Origin of the sequence: Cellulomonas soli, from assembly GCF_052036975.1 — a bacterium.
GTDB lineage: Bacteria > Actinomycetota > Actinomycetes > Actinomycetales > Cellulomonadaceae > Cellulomonas > Cellulomonas soli_A.
In genome coordinates, this window is sequence record NZ_JBQIAR010000004.1 from 49,080 (window position 1) to 66,298 (window position 17,219).

Genomic DNA, 17,219 nt, shown 5'->3' on the forward strand with positions numbered 1-17,219 from the left:
ACCGACCGGTCAGCGCAGGACGACCGGTGCGGTGCCGTCGTCGGTCGTGGTGCCGCCGTGCACGGCCGCGGTCACCGTCATCGAGCGCAGCGTGACCTGCCCGCCGTAGTACGACAGGAACGCCGTGTCGGTCGCGTCGCGGCCCGTGCCGATCCGTAGCATCGACGCGCGCGGCGCCAGACCCGTGGCGTCCACCACCTGCCACGCCCCGTCGACGAACGCCTCGGCCACCGCATGGAAGTCCATCGGGCGCAGGCCCGGGGCGTACACCGACGCGAGCCGGGCAGGGGTGTCGTTGGCACGCAGCAGCGCCACGACCAGGTGCGCGAAGTCGCGGCACACACCGCGGCGCTTGAGCAGCGTGTCGGACGCGCCGTCGGTCGGCAGGCTCGAACCCGACAGGTAGGTCACGTGCCGGCGCACCCACCCCACGACCGCCGCCAGCAGCGCCTCGTCGCGCAGACCGGCGAACTCGTCACGGGCGAAGGCCAGCAGACGGTCGGAGTCGACGTACCGGCTGGGGCGTCGGTACTCGACGAGGTCCTCGTCCTCCACCGCGGGGGGCTCGGCCTGACCGGTCACCGTGGCCTGGTAGTCGACGACCAGGCGGCCCACGGGAGCCATCACGCGGTGCAGGCGCGACCCGGTGCGCCCCTTGATCTCGACGACCTCCAGCGGCCCGTCCTCGTGCCGCACGGTGAGCAGCTCCGTGCGGTCGTGGGCGCCGTCGGCGACGGCGATCTGCAGCAGCATCTCCACGGGCGCGTGGACGTCCATCGACAGGTGCGAGGAGACGATGCGCTGCACGGCGGGGGTCCTTCCACGGCGGGTCGCCACGCGGCGTGGCAGAAGATGAGGGGGCCGTCGAGGGCGACGCGCAGCGCAAGTGTGGGGCCTGGGAGGCCGGGAGTAAAGGGGCCCAGATCGGACGACGACCAGCCGGCGACCAGCGGAGCTCAGCGCCGCGTCGTGGCCCCTTCCGGGTCGAGCGCCGGCTCGGCGAGCAGGGGGAGCAGCCGCTCCTCCTCGAGCAGCCATCGGCGCTCGCGGAACCACGCCAGGGTCAGCGGGATCATCGCTGCGACCCAGGCCAGGGGCCCGGCCAGGGACACCCCGAGGAACCCGAGCGGACCGGTCAGCAGCAGGGCCGCCGCGACGCGCGTGACCAGCTCCATGATCCCGGCGACCGTCGGCACCACGGTGCGCCCCAGGCCCTGCAGCGTGCCGCGCAGCGCGAACAGCAGGCCGAGCACGACGTACAGGACGCCGTTGCTCACCAGGTACACGTACGCGAGGTCGACGACGTGCTCCTCGCCCTGACCGACGAACAGCCGCACGAGGGTCGGGCCGGCCAGGATCGTCACGGCGGCGATGGCCAGGCTGAACCCTGCGGTGATGAGGCACGTCTGCCGGACACCCTGGCGGATGCGGGCGTGCAGCTGGGCGCCGTGGTTCTGCGCGGAGAACGTGGCCAGCGCCAGGCCGAAGGACGACATCGGGGCGATGGCGAGGGCGTCGACGCGCTGCGCCGCGGTGAATGCGGCCACGGACTGCGCTCCGAGCCCGTTGATGGCGTACTGCAGCACGAGCGTGCCGATGGCGATGATCGAGGTCTGGAACCCCATCGGCAGGCCGAGGCGCAGCTGCTCGGTCAGGTCGGCGCGCGAGACACGCCAGTCCTGCCGGGTCAGGCGCAGGATCGGCATGCGGGTGCGGACCAGCCACAGGCAGGCGATCACCGACACCAGCTGGGAGACGACGGTGGCCAGGGCCGCGCCACCGACGCCCATGCCCACCCCCTTGATGAAGGCGAACACGAGCACCACGTTCAGGCCGCACGCGACCACGAGGAACACCAGCGGTGTGCGGCTGTCGCCGAGGGCGCGGATGGTGCTCGAGAGGAAGTTGAACGCGATGGTGGCCGCGGTGCCCCAGAACGTCACCTCGATGAAGACCGTGGCCTCGTCGAGGATCTCCGGCGGCGTGTGCATGAGCTCGAGCAGCGGGCGGGCGGCCGGGACGGCGATGGCGGTGAGCACCACCGCGAACGCGGCGGTCAGCACCGCGCCGGCGGCCACGCTGCGGCGCACGGCGGCGTGGTCGCCGGCACCGAACGCGTGCGCGGTCGGGATGGCGAACCCGGAGGTCAGGCCCCAGGCGAAGCCGAGCATGAGGAACGAGAGCCCACCGGTCGCGCCGACCGCGGCGAGGGCGTCGACACCGATGGTGCGGCCGACGACGAACGCGTCGGCGAAGCCGTAGAGCTGCTGGACGACGTTGCCGATGAGCAGCGGGACGGCGAAGGCGAGGATGAGGCGGGCAGGGCGACCGGTGGTGAGGTTGGTGGTCACAGGGGAGGGCTCCGGGAGCGACGGTGCTAGGCGCCTGGGTGGTGCGGTGCCGGGGCGGCACGCAGAGCAGTGACGCGGTGCTGGTGCGAGGGGTGTGGGCTGGTGGTGCACTGCCCTCGGTGCGGTGGTGCCGTCGTCCGCGGAACAGGGGGCCGAATCGATTCGACCTCCGGATGATGTTAGCGCTCGCAGTGCCCTGCGCGCATCAAGCCGGGCCCGCGGCTCGCGCGTCGCGGGCGGGAGATCGGACGTGGCGTGACAAGTCCGAAGCACCACCACGGAGAGTTCCCTGCCAGGGGGACCGCAACGACGTGCGCGACGCCGTCGAGGAGCCGGACGGCAGGGCCCCGGAGCGAGTCGGCGAGGTCACCGACCACGACCGGCTCGGGTCCGAGGGCAGGGAGGGCTCAGAGCTCGTCGAGGAGTCGCCGCATGAGGGCGATCTCGGCGCGTTGGTCCGTGACGATCGTGCTCGCCAGTCCGAGCGCATCGGGGTTCGCGCCGTCGTCGAGCTCCTGCTCGGACATCATGACCGCACCCTCGTGGTGGGCGACCATCAGCTCGAGGAACCGGCGGTCCAGGCTCGGTCCGGTGAGGTCGTCCAGGTCGGACATGGCCTCACCCTGGCTCATCCCGTGCATCCGCATGCCGTCCATGTCCATGCCGTCGTGGTCCATGCCCGGCATGGACCAGTCGGTGTCCTCGCCCCATGCCTCCAGCCAGCCGGTCATGAGGTCGATCTCCGGCCCCTGCGCCGCGGCGATGTCCTGCGCGAGCTCCCGGACCTGCGGTGTGGTGGCCTCGCGCTCGGCGAGCTCGGACATCTCGATGGCCCCCTCGTGGTGCACGATCATCGCCTGCAGGAACCAGGTGTCGGCGTCGTTGTGCACGTCGGAGGCGGTCGAGACCGTGCCGGTCGGCTCGTCGGTGCCGCCGCCGGGGCTCGCGGCGGGCCCCGCGCACGCGGCGAGCGTCAGGGCGAGGGTGGCACCGGCGGCGGTGGCCGCCAGACGGTGGACGAGCGGGTGACGAGGCATGCCTCCAGCCTCACCCGGCACGGGCAGAGGGGCCATCAGGGTGCGCTGAAGATTCGATGAAGGTCGCCGTGGCCCGACGCGTCGGCCTGCGGCGCGTGACGGGTCGCGGACAATGAACCGGGTGACCCCTCCTCACCCGTCGGCGGACCGGCACGCGCCGTCGGCACCGCGTCGGGCCGTCGTGGTCGACGACGAGGTGCCGTTGGCCACCCTGGTCGGCAGCTACCTGCGCCGGGACGGCTTCGAGGTGCACCTGGTGCACGACGGTGCGGACGCCGTCGACGTGCTGCGGCAGGTCGACCCGGACGTGGTGGTGCTCGACCTCGGCCTGCCGGGCGTCGACGGGGTCGAGGTGTGCCGCCGGCTGCGCACCTTCTCCGACTGCTACGTACTCATGCTGACCGCCCGCGCCGACGAGGTGGACACCCTGATCGGCCTGTCGGTCGGTGCCGACGACTACATGACCAAGCCGTTCAGCCCGCGCGAGCTGATGGCCCGCATCGCGGTCCTCATGCGCAGGCCGCGGCGCCCGCCGGGCGGGACGTCCGCCCCCGCGGCGCCTGCGCTGCAGGTCGGTGACCTGGTGATCGACCCGACCGGCCGGGAGACGCGTCTGGCCGGGGAACCGGTGCCGTTGACCCGCACGGAGTTCGACGTGCTGGCGGCGCTCGCAGCCGAGCCGGCGCGCGCGTTCACCCGCCGCGCGCTCATCGAGGCGGTCTGGGGCGCCGGGTGGGTCGGCGACGAGCACCTGGTGGACGTGCACGTCCTGCACGTGCGCCAGAAGCTCGGCGACACCGCCGAACGGCAGCAGTACGTGCGCACGGTGCGGGGTGTCGGGTACCGGATCGGGACAGGCCGATGAGCGCGGTGCGCGGCTGGTGGGCGCGGCGAGGTCTGGCTGCCCGGCTGCTGGTGGCGCTGGGTGTCGTCATCGGCGTGGGGACGGTGACCGCGTGGGTGGTGGCGGCGGCCACGGGTCCGACCCTCTTCCACGAGCACATGGTGCGCGCCGGCATGGGCGCGCACCAGGCGACGATCCTGCACGCCGAGGAGGCCTTCACCTCGGCCTCGGCGCTGTCGCTCGCGGTCGCCCTGCTGGCGGCCGTCGTGGCGTCGTTGGCGGTCAGCGTGGTGCTCACCCGACGGATCGGTCGCTCGCTCGGGTCGGTGACGGCGGCGGCACGGCTGGTGGGTGCCGGACGGTACGACACCCCGGTGACCTCGGCCGGGCTGGGCGTGGAGTTCGACGAGCTGGCCGCGTCGTTCTCGGGTATGGCCGCCCGGCTGGCCGAGGCCGAGCGGCTGCGGGCCCGGCTGCTGGCGGATGTCGCGCACGAGGTGCGCACCCCGGTCGCCACGATCGACGCCTACCTGGAGGCCGTCGAGGACGGTGTGCACCCCCTCGACGGCGCCACGGTGCACCTGCTGCGCGAGCAGGGGCGACGGCTGACGCGCCTGGCCGACGACCTGGCCGCGGTGACCCGTGCCGAGTCCGGGGACCTCGAGCTCGACCGGCGCCGGACGCCGGCGGCCGACCTGGTGGATGCGGCGGTCCGTGCCGGTGCCGAACGGGCTGCGACTGCGCGCGTCGACCTGACCGCGACGGTGGAGCCCGGCGTGCCCGACGTCGACGTGGACGCCCAACGGCTGGCGCAGGTGCTCGACAACCTCGTGACCAACGCGCTGCGGCACACGCCCCCCGGGGGGCACGTCACCGTGTCCGCGCGGTCCGACGCCTCCGGGCGCCTGCTGCTGCAGGTCGGTGACGACGGCGAGGGCATCGGTGCCGAGCACCTGCCGCACCTCTTCGAGCGCTTCTACCGGGCCGACACGGCCCGTGACCGCGCACGCGGCGGCGCGGGCATCGGGCTGGCGATCAGCCGGGCGCTCGTCGAGGCGCACGGCGGCACGATCACGGCCGACAGCCCCGGTCCCGGCCAGGGTGCGGTGTTCACCGTCGTGCTGCCACCCGCCTGACGGGGGCACCTCACATGCGGTGCGCCATGGGCAGCAGGAACAGCCACACGTTCACGGCCGTCAGCAGCGCGACGACAGCCAGGAACGGGGTCAGCGTGGCGCGGCGGCGGGCGGCGGTGCGGTAGCGCCGGTACGCGATCCGCCGCGCGGTGTACGCCGAGCCGAGCGCACCCAGCGCGAGCAGCACGAACTGCAGCACCTGGATCGTGCCCGCACCGACCAGGGCGGCGTCGCCGGTGACGCCCGCACCGAACAGGTTCGCGACCGTGGTGTACACCGAGCCGCCCTCGGCCAGCAGGTGGAACAGGTTGTGCGCCAGGTGCCCGGCCACGTCGAGCGGGATCAGGGCGTACCCGAACCGGGCGAAGTTCTGCCAGGTGCTCTCCAGGTTGGCCCGGGCGGCGACGCGGCTGGCCAGCGCGAGCAGTCCCAGGGGCAGTGAGACGGCTAGGGCGAACGCGAGCGTGAAGATCACCGGGTAGCTGGTGATGCCCGTCAGCGCCGCGATCTCGTCGAGCACGTCCTGCCAGATGCTCAGCATCGTCACGTTCTGGATCAGGACGATGCCCATGATCGCCATGGCCAGGGCGGACTGCTCGAGGCGGGGCTTGTCGAGGAACCACAGCTCGGAGGTGGGCTTGCGCACGCGGATCGTGATCGCGTCGTTCGGGCACGACTTCACGCAGTTGGCGCACAGGTTGCAGTTCGCGGAGTCCTCCATGGTCCGCGGGAACGTGAACAGCGGGCACCCGGCGACCTTCTCGGTGCCGTTGTAGCAGGCGGCCTTCGCCGTGCAGGTGCGGCAGACCTCGGCGTCGGCGCGCAGCTCGACCATGCCGGTGCGGGCGTAGTTGCCCGACAGCCCGCCGAGGAAGCACAGGTAGCGGCAGAACGTGCGGCGCTGGAAGAACGCCCCCGAGGCGATCACCGCCGTCGTCAGCAGCAGCAGCAGGATGCCGGAGCCGAACGGCGACTCGACGATGCCCCACACGTGGTCGGCCCAGGTGATCGCCAGGAACGAGGCGTCGATGAGCCAGATGCCGTTGTTCTTCAGGAACCGCGGGACCGGCTGGTTGACCCCGACCCAGCGTTGCACCGTGTCGGAGATCAGCCCGAACGGGCACACCGCGCACCAGAACCGACCCAGCAGCACGAAGACGATGGGGATGACGGGCCACCACAGCACCCACATCAGGGCGGTGCCGGCGTTCTCGTGCGCGACGTCGGGCCCGACGAGCAGCTGGTAGGCCACGAGCCCGAAGACGGCCGTGACGGGGATCTGCAGGATCTTCGGGTACCAGCCGCTGCGCAGCGTGCGGGCGACCCACGGGACCGTCAGGAGGTTGCGGCCCGCGGGTGGTGGGCTCAGGTCGGGCAGGGTGTCGGGGTCGACGACCGTGTCGTCCAGGGGCGGGGCGGGGGCGCTCATGGGAGCTCCTCGGGTCGGCGGGCGTGAGATCGGGGGCGGTGGTGTGCGGTCGGGTGCAGCCAGGTGGTGCTGCCGGGTGGTGCGGTCGGGTGCGGTCAGGCAGGGCCGGGGGAGCGGCGGGGTCGGTGACGGGGATGGAGCCGCTCGCGGCGTCGCCGCCAGGCGGCCGCGGCCAGCACGGCGAGGTTCACCGCACCGAAGCTCGACAGCGCCGCCACCCGTGGGCGCGGTGTGCTGCTCGTGGTCCCGGCGGCCTCGTGCGCCGGTGCGCCGCTCTCGCCGTGGTCCATCCCGGCCATGTCGTCCAGGTCGTGCGATCCCGACGGGTCGTCGGTGTCGGTGGCCCCCGCGGAGCCGTCCGGTGCGGTCGCGCCCTGCCCGGGCCCGGCGGTCTGCGCAGGCCCGGCGGTGCCACTCGGCGCGGCTCCGGCGGAGGCGCTCGCTGCGGGTCCGCCGGGGGTGGCCGGAGCGGTCGCCGCGTGGTGGTCGTGCTCCGTGGTGTCGTCGGCTGCCTGCCCCGGGGCGGAGGACAGCACGAGCAGCACGCCGGCTGCTGCGGCGGCGAGCAGGTGGCGAGGGGGGACGGGTGGGCGCATCGGTGAGCTCTTTCGCGTCGAGGTGGCGGGCCCACTGTCGGGTGCAGGGCGGCGCGCGACGCGGGACCTTGCGGTCCGGGCGGCCGATCTCCATCAGAACTTCATCGCCGGTCGCTGGCCGACGAGCCGTGTGCTTGTGGGCGAGTGTGTTCAGTTCTGTTCGTTCGTGTCATACTCTGTTCGGCGAGAGCGTCGCGATCGAGGAGGAGCTGTGAGTACCTGGATGGTCACCGGCGGTGCCGGTTACATCGGAGCCCACGTCGTGCGGGCGTTCCGCGAGGTCGGGCTGGACGTCGTCGTGCTCGACGACCTGTCCTCCGGGCACGCGTCGTTCGTGCCGGCCGGCGTACCCCTCGTCGAGGGCACGATCCTCGACACCGACCTGGTCGCCGGAGCCCTGCGTGACCACGCCGTCTCCGGTGTCGTGCACCTGGCCGGCTACAAGTACGCCGGTGTGAGCGTGCAGCGACCCCTGCACACGTACGAGCAGAACGTCACGGGCACGGCCTCGCTCCTGGCCGCGATGGCACGCGTCGACGTGCCGCGCATCGTGTTCAGCTCGTCGGCCGCCGTGTACGGCACCCCGGACGTGGACCTCGTCACCGAGGACACCCCCACCCGCCCCGAGTCGCCCTACGGTGAGTCCAAGCTCATCGGCGAGTGGCTGCTGCGCGACCAGGCGCGGGCCGTCGAGCTCGCGCACACCTCGCTGCGCTACTTCAACGTGGTCGGCTCCGGGACCGACGAGGTCGTGGACACCAGCCCGCACAACTTGTTCCCGCTCGTGCTGGACGCTCTCGCGCAGGGGCGCGCCCCCCGGATCAACGGCGTGGACTACCCGACCCCCGACGGCACGTGCGTACGCGACTACGTGCACGTGGCCGACCTCGCGGCCGCGCACGTCGCCGCGGCACGGGCGCTCGAGCAGGGCACCGAGCTGCAGCGCGTGTACAACCTGGGCAGCGGCGAGGGCAGCTCCGTCCGGCAGATCATGGACGCGGCGGCCGCCGTGACCGGCGTCGACCTCGAGCCGCAGGTCGCCCCGCGTCGGCCCGGCGACCCCGCACGCATCGTGGCGTCGGGCGAGCTCGCGGCGCGTGACCTCGGCTGGCGCAACACGCACACGCTGCACGACATGCTGGCCTCCGCCTGGCGCGCGCGGGCGGCCGTCTGAGCGCGGTCCGGACTGCACCTGCCCATGTGCGCCACCATGGGGCCATGGTCATGACGCCACGTTGCCACCCGCTGCGCGGGCATGCCGCCTCGCAGGACCGGGTCGCCGCCCGCTACCGGTATGCCGTGGTCGCCGCCTCCCGCGTCGTGATCGAGGTGCCGCCGCCCGGCTCGTCGCAGCAGGTGGACGCCGGCAGGTTCCCGCGGTGATCGTCTTCCTCGACGTCGACGGGACCTACGCGGCGCGGGGGGTCGTGCCTGCGGGGCACGTAGCTGCCGTCCGCGCCGCCCGCGCCCGTGGCCACCAGGTGCTGCTGTGCACCGGACGACCGGTGTCGATGCTGCCGGAGTCGATCGTGGGGGCGGGCTTCGACGGGCTCGTGGCCAGCGCCGGTGCGTACGTCGAGATCGACGGGCGCGTGGTGCGCGACGAGCGGTTCCCCGCCGACCTGGCGGCCAGGACGGTCCAGGTGCTCGACGAGCACGGCGCGGACTACATCCTGGAGTCGCCGACCGCGCTGCTGGCCGCGCCCGGCACACGGGACCGTGTGCTGCGCGCGTTCGGCGCGACGGGCGCCCGCGACGACGGCGTGCGCCGTGCGGTGCCCGACTTCCTCGTCTCGTTGCAGACCAGGCCCGAGGGACTCCCGGCCCCGTTCAGCAAGGTGACCGTGCTCGGCTCGCGCATCGAGACCGCCGAGCTCGGCGCGCACATCGGACCCCGGGTCGCCACGATCGAGGCCTCGGTTCCGCTGCTGTCCGCCTCCGGGGGTGAGATCTACCTGGCGCACGTGCACAAGGCGATCGGTGCGCAGATCGCCGCCCGCGAGCTCGGCGTGGACCGGGCCGACGCGGTCGCGGTGGGCGACGGCCTCAATGACCTGGAGGTGATCGCCTGGGCGGGGACCGGTGTGGCGATCGAGGGGGCCGACCCGCAAGTCCTCGCCGTGGCCGACCGGGTGGCGCCCGGTCCGCAGCGCGAGGGGCTCGTGACGTTGTTCGGCGAGCTCGGCCTGCTGCGCGAGTGAGCCCCGGGCGGGGGCCCTCAGGTCTCCAGAGCCGACGCGAGACCCGGCCGGTGCGGGCGACCCGAGCTACGAGTCCTGCGCGGCGTCGGTCTCGAGCCGGGCGGCGGCCGTGCGTCGACGGTGCGGGTGGTCCCGCACCTGACCTTCGCTCGTGGAGCACGGGGTGCCGGCGGGGGAGTCGCACCGGGGGCAGCGGACCTCGAGAGGGCTCATGCCGCCAGACTGCCAGCCGCGGCCCGAGGTGGCGAGAGCGGCCGCACGTCACCGCTTCGCGACCAGCCCCTCGACAGCACTCGGCTCCGCGGACAGCCGCTGGGCGACCAGCGGGAACACGATGATCGACAGGACACCAGCGCCGACGAGCGCCGCCGCGGTGTCCCTGGGCATCAGCCCCTCGTCGACGGACAGCTCGGTCAGCGCCACCAGGAGCGGCAACGTCGTGGCGCTGTACAGCGCCACCTGCACCCGTTCACGGGCGCCCAGGTCACGGCGGAGCCAGAACAGGGCAGGACCGCCGCGCACCACCAGCAACAGGACCAGGAACACCGGCGGCAGCCAGGGCGTCCGCAGGATCGAGGCCGCATCCAGCCCCATCCCCGAGCCGATGAAGAACACGGGGATGAACACACCCCAGCCCACGACGTCGAGCTTGCCCTCCAGCTGCTCGACGTCGCCCGGTGCCCAGCGGCGCAGCACCATGCCGCCGAGGAACGCTCCCAGGATCGCGTCGAAGCCGAGCGCCGCCGAGGTGGCCAGCAGGCCCACCAGCAGCACGACGGTCAGCCGCAGGGTGCTCTGACCCGTGCCGTGCTCGACCCGCAGGAGCAGGGCGCTCACCCGGGGCAGGGTGATCCGGGTCGGGACCGCGGCCAGGGCCACCACCAGCGCCGCGAAGGCGAACAGCAGGGCAGCCGCGACGCTGCTCCGCCGGCTGCCGAGCAGGAGGGCCATCACGACGATGGGAGCCAGCTCGCCGACCGCGCCTGCGGCGAAGACGGTCGTGCCCAGCCGGGTGCCGAGCTGCCCGGAGTCACGCAGGATCGGCAGCAGCACGCCCAGAGCGGTCGTGGCCAGCGCGATCGCGCCGGCAGCGAGCGCCTGCGGCGAGGCCGGGCGCAGCACGAGCGCCACGAGCACGACGGCGAACACCAACGACGTACCCCACGCGCCCAGGGCCAACCGGCCCGCCCGTTGCCGCATCAGGCGGGGATCCAGCTCGTACCCCGCGAGCAGGAACAGGAAGCCGATGCCCAGGTCGGACAGCGTCTGCACGGCGGCCGGGTCCGACCAACCCAGCCCTTGCGGTCCGATCAGCACCCCGCCGGCGAGCAGCAGCACGACCTGCGGGACCTTCCACCGCCGCGGGAGTGCGCCGACGACGAGAGGGCTCAGCAGTGCCACCGCGAAGACCGGTAACAGTGCCGTGTAGGTGGTGGTCATGCGATGCGATCCGGGGTGGGGCGGTCCGGACGTGACCGGCCGGTCGAGGTGCCGTCGGCGACGGGGAACCATCGGCCGTCGAGCACCCCGGAGTGGACCACGACGCCATCTCTGCGGCTCGACACCGTGCCACCGTACTGCCGGGCGGTTCGCCAGCGGCGGCACATCCGGTTCGGTGCGGTTCGGTGCGTCGCCGCTGGTCGAGCGGACCCTCCGCGTCGTGGTGGCCGGCGTGCGCCTCGCGTCCGGCGTGCGCGAGTGCCCAGTCGAGCGCGTGGTCGGCGACCTCCTCCCAGCCCGGTTCGGCGCAGATCCAGTGCGAACGTCCGGGGAACTCGTGGTACTCGGTGACGGCGGGCGAGGCCGCGTAGTGCTTCGCGCTGGACCGGTTGACCGACGGCGGCATGACGTGGTCCTTCTCCCCGCGGTGCCTCCCGGTCGGCGCGGGCTCAGTGACCCGCATCGACCGGGCCGTCAGGTCTTGACCGTCCGCGTTCGAGCGGCGACGGTCGATGCATGGCACATGACGAGCAGCGTGCGCTCACGGAGCTTGCCGTCCGGCTCGACCAACGTTTCCCGGGACTGGGTCGAGAACGCATCGACCGGGACGTCGCCGAGCACCACGCCCGGTTCGTGGACGTCACGATCCACGACTTCGTGCCCGTGCTCATCGAACGCCAGCTGGTCGAGACCTACCGCGGCGCCAACGGCAGGTGACCGACCAGGGTGCTGCGGTGCGCGCTCACCAGGCCCGTCGCGCCTGCCGGCACCCCAGGTGTTCACCCCCGTGTGAGAGCATCCGCGGCGCCAGGCCCCAGGAGGCCTGTCGCCACGGCGGATGCCCGGGTGCGCCCGGGCGGGAACGAGACGAACGGTGAGCACCACCAGACCTGCGACCGACCCGCTGCGCGCCGCGTCCAGGGCGCCCTCGGCGCGGACCCTCGTGGACGTGTTCGCCGAGACCGTGCGAAGGTACCCCCTGGCGGTCGCGATCGACGACGGCGACGAGGTCCTCACGTACGCCGCCCTCGACGAGGCGGTCCGCCTGCGGGCGGGGCGGCTCGCGGCGGTGGGTGTGCGCCGCGGGGACAGGGTCGGCATCCGTGTCACCTCCGGGACGGTCGGCCTGTACCTGTCGATCCTCGCCGCGCTGCGCGCCGGCGCCGCGTACGTGCCCGTCGACGCCGACGACCCGGCCGAGCGGGCCCGGCAGATCTTCGACGAGGCGGGTGTGCGCGTCGTCCTGGGCGACGGCCCCGAGCTGACCCACCCGGACGGCAGCCCGGTGCACTCGACGTCCCCGGCCGCCGGGGACCAGCGACCGACCGTCACGGACGACGCGTGGATCATCTTCACCTCGGGCTCGACCGGCAAGCCCAAGGGTGTCGCCGTGACGCACCGCAACGCGGCCGCGTTCGTCGACGCGGAGGCGAACCTGTTCCTGCAGCACGCCCCGATCGGCCCGGGCGACCGGGTCCTGGGGGGCCTGTCGGTCGCGTTCGACGCCTCGTGCGAGGAGATGTGGCTGGCCTGGCGGTACGGGGCCACGCTCGTGCCCGCCCCACGCTCGCTGGTGCGCGCAGGCACCGAGCTGGGCCCGTGGCTCGTGGAACGGGACATCACCGTCGTCTCGACCGTGCCCACCCTGGCCGGGCTGTGGCCCGTTGAGGCACTCGCAGGGTTGCGGCTGCTGATCTTCGGCGGCGAGGCCGTCCCGCCCGAGCTGGCCGAACGCCTGGTGCACCCCGACCGGGAGGTGTGGAACACCTACGGTCCGACCGAGGCCACCGTCGTGGCGTGCGCCGCGCCCCTCGAGTCCGGGCGACCGGTGCGCATCGGGCTCCCGCTGGACGGCTGGGACCTCGCGGTGCTCGGACCGGACGGCACCCCGGTTCCGCAGGGGGCGACCGGTGAGCTGGTCATCGGGGGCGTCGGCGTGGCCCGCTACCTCGACCCGCAGCTGGACGCCGCACGGTTCGCCGCCCTGCCCGCCCTGGGCTGGGATCGCGCCTACCGCACCGGTGACCTGGTCGAACGGCACGACGACGGCCTGGTGTTCGTGGGGCGGGCCGACGACCAGGTGAAGGTCAACGGGCATCGGATCGAGCTCGGTGAGGTCGACGCCGCCCTGCTCGCCCTGCCCGGCATCGCCGGTGCCGCGGCCGCCGTGCGGCGCACCGCGTCGGGGTCGGCACTCCTCGTCGGCTACGTGGTGCCCGCGGGTGACGACCCCGTGCAGACCGCCCCGCTGCTCGCCCGGCTGCGCCAGACCCTGCCCGGGTCGATGCTGCCGCTGCTGGCCGTCGTCGAGGAGATCCCCACCCGCACGTCCGGGAAGGTCGACCGCGACGCGCTCCCGTGGCCCGTGCCGGGGGCCGACGGCCCAGGCAACGACACGCACCTGACCGGCACGGCCGCCTGGGTGGCGCAGCAGTGGGTCGACGTCATCGGTGTGCACCCGGCCGACGCGGAGGACGACTTCTTCCTGCGCGGTGGCAGCTCGCTGACTGCCGCGCAGCTGGTCTCCGCGCTGCGCGCCCACTACCCGGAGGCCACCGTGGCCGACGTCTACGACCATCCCGAGGTCGGCGACCTGGCCGACTACCTGCAGACCACCTGGCCCGACGCCGACGAGGCACCCGTCGCCAGTGCCCCCGCCGCCGACGTCCGCCCGGTGGGCGTCGCCAGCCAGGTCGTCCAGCTGGCGACCGTGCTGGTGCTGCGCACCCTCGTCGCGCTGCGCTGGCTGACCGCGCTGGCCTCCATGAACTTCGTCCTGCACGCCCTGGCGCCGGTGCCGTGGCTGCAGCCCGTGTCCGTGTGGTGGGTGCTGGCAGGCTGGCTCCTGACGGTCAGCCCGGTGGGACGGATGGGAGTCAGCGCACTCGGGGCACGCCTGCTGCTGCTCGGCGTGCGCCCCGGGGAACACCCCCGCGGCGGGTCGGTGCACCTACGCCTGTGGGCCGCCGAACGCCTCACCGAGTCCTTCGGTGCGGTGACACCCGCCACGGCCACCTGGGTGTGGTTGTACGCGCGGGCTCTGGGCGTGCGTATGGGCCGCGACGTCGACCTGCACTCCGTGCCGCCCGTCACCGGCATGCTCACCCTCGGCGACGGGTGTGCCGTCGAACCCGAGGTCGAGCTGTCCGGCCACTGGGTCGACGGCGACGTGCTGCACATCGGTCGCATCACCATCGGGGCCGGGGCCACCGTCGGTGCGCGCAGCGTGCTATGCCCGGGCGCGCACATCGGCGACGGCACGGACGTCGCCGCCGGCTCCGCCGTGCACGGGAGCACCGGCGCAGGGGAGTACTGGGCGGGCTCACCCGCCGCGCGCGTGCACGAGGCGCGCCACCCCTGGCCCACCGAACGGCCCGCCGCCGACGGGCGCTCCGCCCGGTGGGTCCTCGCCTACTCCCTCGTCGGGTCCGTCGTCGCCGCGCTGCCCGCCCTGGCCGTCACGGGTGCGCTCGTCCTGGTCGCGCTCGCGGTGCAGGGCACGGACACGCTCGCCGAGGCGTTCGGCCCGGCGCTCGTCGTGGGTCTGCCGGCCGCGTTCGGGGCCGCGGTGCTGTACGCGGCGCTCGTCGTGGTCTGCGTGCGGGTCCTCGGCCTGCACCTCGGCGAGGGCTACCACCCGGTCCGTTCACGGCAGGGGCTGCAGGCGTGGGCCACGGAACGGCTGATGGACGCGGCCAGGACGATCCTGTTCCCGCTCTACTCCTCGGTGGCGACGCCGCTCTGGATGCGTCTGCTCGGGGCGCAGGTGGGCCGCGGCACCGAGATCTCGACCGTCATCGGTGTGCCCTCGATGATGCGGCTGAAGGACGGGGCGTTCCTGGCCGACGACACCATGGTCGCGCCCTACGAGCTGGGCGGCGGCTGGGTGCGGGTGGCCGTGGCGAAGGTCGGCCGGCGCGCGTTCGTCGGCAACTCCGGCATGACCGCCCCGGGACGCACGGTGCCCAAGAACGGCCTGGTCGCCGTGCTGTCGGCCACGCCGCGGCGCACCCGGGCCGGTTCCAGCTACCTGGGCAGCCCCCCGGTGCTGCTGCCGCGCGCAGCCACGCTCGACGACCCCGCCCGGACCTACGACCCGCCCGCGCGGCTGCGGGCGGCGCGAGCGGTGGTCGAGGTCGGTCGGCTGGTGCCGGCGCTGACGTTGAGCACCCTCAGCCTGGCGACGCTGCTCGCCCTGCAGGCCGTGGTCCTCTCCACGGGGTGGGTGATCGCGTGCGCCGTCGGGGGGCTCGTCCTGGCGGCCGCGGGCGTGGTCGCGGCGCTGGTCACCGTGGTGGCGAAGTGGGTGCTCGTCGGGCGGCACCGGGCCGGCGACCACCCGCTGTGGTCCTCGGCCGTGTGGCGCGGCGAGCTGGCGGACACCTTCACCGAGATGGTCGCGGCCCCGTTCTTCGCCGACCCCGCCACCGGTACTGTCGCGCTGGTGTGGTGGCTGCGAGCTCTGGGTGCCCGGATCGGGCGTGGCGTGTGGTGCCAGTCGTACTGGTTGCCCGAGCCGGACCTGGTCCGCCTGGGTGACGGGGCGACGGTCGGCACCGGGTGCGTCGTGCAGACCCACCTGTTCCACGACCGGGTGATGAGCCTGGACACGGTGCGACTCGACGCCGGTGCCACGTTGGGACCGCACGGTGTGATCCTGCCGGCGGCCCGCCTCGGTGCCGGTGCCAGCGTGGGGCCGGCATCGCTGGTGCTGCGCGGTGAGCACGTCCCGGCGGGGACCCGGTGGGTCGGCAACCCCATCGCCCCGTGGCGTACCGGCAGCACAGGGAGCACGGCGAGCACGGCGCGGGTCGACGCGTGAAGGCGACCACCCGCGGGGCACCCGCCGGCGACCCGTACGACACCTCCCACGGCGACCGGGCCACGCACGTGACCCACTACGACCTGGACCTGACGTACCGGCCGGCCACCAACCGCCTCCAGGGCACCGCCACCTTGCAGGTCGTCACGCTCGAGGTGACGCGCGCCGTGGTGCTTGACCTCCTCGGGCTGGCCGTGTCGAAGGTCGCCGTCACCGGCGCGACCCTGGCGCGGTACGACCACAAGGGCGGGCGGCTGACGGTCCGGTTGTCAGGGGAGGTCCCGGCGGGCACGCACCTGACGCTCACCGTCCGCTACGGGGGCAACCCGCGCCCCGCGCCGAGCCCGTGGGGGCTGGTCGGCTGGGAGGAGCTGGAGGACGGTGTGGTCGTCGCCAGCCAACCCACCGGCGCCCCCACCTGGTTCCCGTGCAACGACCGCCCCGACGACAAGGCGACCTACCGGACCTCGCTCACGGTCGACAACCCCTACCGTGCCCTGGCGCACGGCGTCCTGGTGGGCCGACGGACCAAGGCCAGCGCCACCACGTGGGTCTACGACGAGAAGCACCCCACCTCGACGTACCTCGCCACGGTCCAGATCGGTCAGTACGACGAGATCGTGCTGGCCGAGGGCCCCGCACCGCAGCGGGCGCTCGTGCCGACCGCACTGGTCGCCACCGCGCGCCGCCAGCTCGCGCACCACGGTGCGCTGATGGCCTTCTTCTGCGAGACCTTCGGGCCGTACCCGTTCGCCGCGTACACCGTGGTGTGCACCCCGGACGAGCTGGAGATCCCGCTCGAGGCCCAGGGCGTGGCGATCTTCGGTGCGAACAACCTGCGGGCGACGGGCGGCGAGGAACGGCTCATCGCTCACGAGCTCGCGCACCAGTGGTTCGGCAACAGCGTCTCGGTGACCTCCTGGCGCCACATCTGGCTGAACGAGGGGTTCGCCTGCTACGCCGAGTGGCTGTGGTCGCAGGCCTCGGGCGGTCCGAGCGCCGATGCCCTGGCACGCACGTGGCACGCGCGGCTGGCGGCACTCCCGCAGGACCTGGTGCTCGCCGACCCGGGCTACCCGCGCATCTTCGACGACCGTGTGTACAAGCGGGGTGCGCTGAGCCTGCACGCGCTGCGCACGGTGCTCGGCGACACCGCCTTCTTCGACCTGGTGCGCGCCTGGACCGCGGCCTTCGCGCATCGCAGCGCCGGGACCGACGACTTCCGAGGGCTGGCGACCGCCCACGCGCGCGAGTGCGGGGGACAGGTGCTCGCCTCGACGGTCGGCGACCTGCTGCACGCCTGGCTGGACCTGCCGGTGCTGCCCCCGCTCGCCGTGTCGTCGCCGGCCCGCCGCTGAGCCAG

Annotated in this window: 15 protein-coding genes; 8 read left to right on the forward strand and 7 right to left on the reverse strand. The window is 73.6% G+C overall.

What is annotated here, in order from left to right; translation table 11 throughout:
- Nucleotides 1–9: 9 nt before the first annotated feature.
- The 3 genes from ACTHAM_RS05480 to ACTHAM_RS05490 all read right to left on the reverse strand — a co-directional run bounded on the left by ACTHAM_RS05480 (nucleotide 10) and on the right by ACTHAM_RS05490 (nucleotide 3,388).
- Nucleotides 10–807, reverse strand: a complete 798-nt coding sequence (locus ACTHAM_RS05480; protein WP_440685167.1) for a transglutaminase-like domain-containing protein — start codon at nucleotides 805–807, stop codon at nucleotides 10–12.
- Nucleotides 808–956: 149 nt separating this feature from the next.
- Nucleotides 957–2,351, reverse strand: coding sequence for an MATE family efflux transporter (locus ACTHAM_RS05485; RefSeq protein ID WP_440685169.1), 1,395 nt, complete (start codon nucleotides 2,349–2,351; stop codon nucleotides 957–959).
- A 407-nt stretch (nucleotides 2,352–2,758) separates the two neighbouring features.
- Nucleotides 2,759–3,388, reverse strand: coding sequence for a DUF305 domain-containing protein (locus ACTHAM_RS05490; protein ID WP_440685171.1), 630 nt, complete (start codon nucleotides 3,386–3,388; stop codon nucleotides 2,759–2,761).
- Between the two features lie 112 nt (nucleotides 3,389–3,500).
- On the opposite strand from ACTHAM_RS05490, the gene ACTHAM_RS05495 reads away from it, so the two are divergent.
- On the forward strand, nucleotides 3,501–4,253 hold the full coding sequence (locus ACTHAM_RS05495) for a response regulator (protein WP_440685174.1): 753 nt from the start codon (nucleotides 3,501–3,503) through the stop codon (nucleotides 4,251–4,253).
- On the forward strand, nucleotides 4,250–5,368 hold the full coding sequence (locus ACTHAM_RS05500; protein WP_440685177.1) for a sensor histidine kinase: 1,119 nt from the start codon (nucleotides 4,250–4,252) through the stop codon (nucleotides 5,366–5,368). The genes ACTHAM_RS05495 and ACTHAM_RS05500 overlap by 4 nt, the downstream gene beginning before the upstream one ends.
- Nucleotides 5,369–5,378: 10 nt before the next feature.
- On the opposite strand, the gene ACTHAM_RS05505 is transcribed toward ACTHAM_RS05500, so the two are convergent.
- Together ACTHAM_RS05505 and ACTHAM_RS05510 are read right to left on the reverse strand one after the other, a co-directional pair.
- Nucleotides 5,379–6,797 carry a 4Fe-4S binding protein gene (locus ACTHAM_RS05505; protein ID WP_440685179.1) on the reverse strand — a complete coding sequence of 473 codons (1,419 nt, stop codon included), beginning with the start codon at nucleotides 6,795–6,797 and terminating at the stop codon, nucleotides 5,379–5,381.
- Between the two features lie 95 nt (nucleotides 6,798–6,892).
- Complete coding sequence (locus ACTHAM_RS05510) at nucleotides 6,893–7,393, reverse strand: hypothetical protein (RefSeq protein WP_440685181.1); 501 nt, start codon at nucleotides 7,391–7,393, stop codon at nucleotides 6,893–6,895.
- Nucleotides 7,394–7,616: 223 nt separating this feature from the next.
- Between ACTHAM_RS05510 and galE the strand changes: the two genes are divergently transcribed.
- The 3 genes from galE to ACTHAM_RS05525 are packed head-to-tail and all read left to right on the forward strand — an operon-like array spanning nucleotide 7,617 to nucleotide 9,594.
- Nucleotides 7,617–8,567, forward strand: a complete 951-nt coding sequence (gene galE, locus ACTHAM_RS05515; RefSeq protein ID WP_440685650.1) for a UDP-glucose 4-epimerase GalE — start codon at nucleotides 7,617–7,619, stop codon at nucleotides 8,565–8,567.
- A gap of 44 nt (nucleotides 8,568–8,611) precedes the next feature.
- Complete coding sequence (locus ACTHAM_RS05520; protein WP_440685183.1) at nucleotides 8,612–8,776, forward strand: hypothetical protein; 165 nt, start codon at nucleotides 8,612–8,614, stop codon at nucleotides 8,774–8,776.
- A complete protein-coding gene (locus ACTHAM_RS05525; RefSeq protein WP_440685185.1) occupies nucleotides 8,773–9,594 on the forward strand; it encodes an HAD family hydrolase in 822 nt (273 codons plus the stop codon). Before ACTHAM_RS05520 ends, ACTHAM_RS05525 begins: the two co-directional genes overlap by 4 nt.
- Nucleotides 9,595–9,660: 66 nt before the next feature.
- Here the strand turns inward: ACTHAM_RS05525 and ACTHAM_RS05530 are convergent, their stop codons facing one another.
- Both ACTHAM_RS05530 and ACTHAM_RS05535 read right to left on the reverse strand, forming a co-directional pair.
- Nucleotides 9,661–9,807 carry a zinc finger domain-containing protein gene (locus tag ACTHAM_RS05530; protein ID WP_440685187.1) on the reverse strand — a complete coding sequence of 49 codons (147 nt, stop codon included), beginning with the start codon at nucleotides 9,805–9,807 and terminating at the stop codon, nucleotides 9,661–9,663.
- Nucleotides 9,808–9,855: 48 nt separating this feature from the next.
- Nucleotides 9,856–11,034, reverse strand: a complete 1,179-nt coding sequence (locus tag ACTHAM_RS05535; protein WP_440685189.1) for a cation:proton antiporter — start codon at nucleotides 11,032–11,034, stop codon at nucleotides 9,856–9,858.
- A 516-nt stretch (nucleotides 11,035–11,550) separates the two neighbouring features.
- Between ACTHAM_RS05535 and ACTHAM_RS05540 the strand changes: the two genes are divergently transcribed.
- The 3 genes from ACTHAM_RS05540 (at nucleotide 11,551) to ACTHAM_RS05550 (ending at nucleotide 17,214) form a co-directional block, all read left to right on the forward strand.
- A complete protein-coding gene (locus ACTHAM_RS05540; protein ID WP_440685191.1) occupies nucleotides 11,551–11,751 on the forward strand; it encodes a three-helix bundle dimerization domain-containing protein in 201 nt (66 codons plus the stop codon).
- A gap of 121 nt (nucleotides 11,752–11,872) precedes the next feature.
- Nucleotides 11,873–15,856, forward strand: a complete 3,984-nt coding sequence (locus ACTHAM_RS05545; RefSeq protein WP_440685193.1) for a Pls/PosA family non-ribosomal peptide synthetase — start codon at nucleotides 11,873–11,875, stop codon at nucleotides 15,854–15,856.
- Complete coding sequence (locus tag ACTHAM_RS05550; protein ID WP_440685195.1) at nucleotides 15,853–17,214, forward strand: M1 family metallopeptidase; 1,362 nt, start codon at nucleotides 15,853–15,855, stop codon at nucleotides 17,212–17,214. Before ACTHAM_RS05545 ends, ACTHAM_RS05550 begins: the two co-directional genes overlap by 4 nt.
- Nucleotides 17,215–17,219: the final 5 nt, after the last annotated feature.